This is a genomic window from Neisseria sp. HMSC065D04, assembly GCF_001815675.1.
Classification (GTDB): Bacteria; Pseudomonadota; Gammaproteobacteria; order Burkholderiales; family Neisseriaceae; genus Neisseria.
Map to the genome: position 1 here is coordinate 6,963 of NZ_KV821495.1, position 1,815 is coordinate 8,777.

Sequence of the window (1,815 nt, forward strand, 5' to 3'; positions counted from 1 at the left end):
TCGCCTTGTCCTGATTTAGTTAATCCACTATATCATTATCGCCATCAGCTAATGCAAGCAGAATCTGCCAAAAATAATGTGCAAAATCGAAAAAGGGCAGGACGGGTATCCCTATCGGTTATCCCCTTTTTAAAAGAGGCTTCGAGCGTTGAAAACAACCATTCAAAATTAAATTAATTTTCATAAATTCCCATTTCGAATTACCGTTTATCTCAAATAAATACCAAATATCAAAATATCATATTAAAAATATTCGAAAAATCAATATATTGAAAATATTTAAATTTTAAAGATACCGTTCATCTAAAAAATAATACCGCTTGTCTAAATATTCAAATATTATTAAAAACGGCTTTCAAAAGTGACGAAACACGGCACATGACACAAAACGTCTTCTTCACTTCCCCCAAAAAAATCAAAAAATGACAAAACACGTCATATTCCCCAAAAAATCCTACGTCATAAAAAAGCCCAAATCTGCCCGAAAAATCCTTCAAAACAAATTTAAACCTATTAAAAACATAAAATTACAAAATATTTTCATAAAAAATCCAAAAAAATCCAGACTTGGCACATCCCCTGCTTGATACATTACGTCCGGCAAGGGAAGCGAAGCAACGAAGCCCGAACCGGGAAGCTGTATATTCCTTCTACTTGATGGTTTTACTCATAAACAAGCAGAGCCAAACACATTACGGATTTTTTAACAACAAACATTTTTTTATTCACAACACTTTTTAAACTGGAGTTTATTAAATGAAAGCAATCCAAAAAGGTTTCACCCTGATCGAATTGATGATCGTCGTAGCAATTATCGGTATCCTGGCCGCTATCGCCCTGCCTATGTACGGCGACTACACTGCCCGCGCACAAGCGACTGAAGGCTACGAACTCTTGGGCGGTATGAAAACGCCTTTGGTTGAGGCAGTGGCTGCAAGCAGTAACGCTAATGCATGTAAAAATGATGCTGCTTGGTACACCTCTTCTGTGCGCACAGGTAAATATGTAAGTGGTGTTGTACCTGCCGCTGCTGGTACTGGTGATGCTGCGACTTGTGCTTTGACTGCTACCTTCAAAGCAGCAACCGAAGGTGTCAATGATAAAGTAGCTACTAAAACAATTACCATGACACTGACTCCTGCAACTGGTGCTTGGGCTTGTACTACAAACCTGGCTGACAACGTAGCACCTGCTGCTTGCCGTGCTGCTAAAAAATAACAACGACAAATTCCATAAATAGTGAATAACAAAGCCCGCTCTGGCGGGCTTTTCTACCATCTATTCAAGCAAATCGGGCAAACCGATTCCTTTTCTACTCACTTCATTAAAGGTCGTCGTATGAAACAACAAGGTTTTACCATTACCGAACTGATGATTGTCGTCGCCATTCTCGGCATACTTGCCGCCATTGCCCTGCCGTTGTTCGGCAACTATACCGCTAAGGCGCAGGCAACTGAAGGGCATGAAATCCTTGCCGGTCTGAAAAGCCCGTTGGTCGAGGCTATTTCTACCGAGGGCATCAATGCTTGCGATGCCACTAAACCTTGGTTTACCTCCAGCGTACATACGGGCAACTTCGTCAACGACGTTGCTCTGAAAAAGACTGAAACCCAATGCCTGCTGACCGTTACTTTCAAAAGCGGTGGCGTAAACGACAAAATCACCAATAAAAAAATTAATATCCGCTATACCGTAGGATCGGGAGTATGGGAATGCGGTACAAATGTGGACAAAGAATTACGCACCGCTTCATGCCAAGGCGACCTGCTGTCGCTGTAATTAAAGACGTAGCAACTGTATTTTTCACCCCGTCGG

At 41.4% G+C, this 1,815-nt stretch carries 2 protein-coding genes; both read left to right on the forward strand.

From position 1 onward, the window contains the following. Positions 1 to 756 precede the first annotated feature (756 nt). On the forward strand, positions 757 to 1,218 hold the full coding sequence (locus tag HMPREF3050_RS03995; protein WP_003780165.1) for a pilin: 462 nt from the start codon (positions 757 to 759) through the stop codon (positions 1,216 to 1,218). Between the two features lie 120 nt (positions 1,219 to 1,338). Continuing rightward, positions 1,339 to 1,779, forward strand: a complete 441-nt coding sequence (locus tag HMPREF3050_RS04000; protein ID WP_070773572.1) for a pilin — start codon at positions 1,339 to 1,341, stop codon at positions 1,777 to 1,779. Positions 1,780 to 1,815 lie beyond the last annotated feature (36 nt).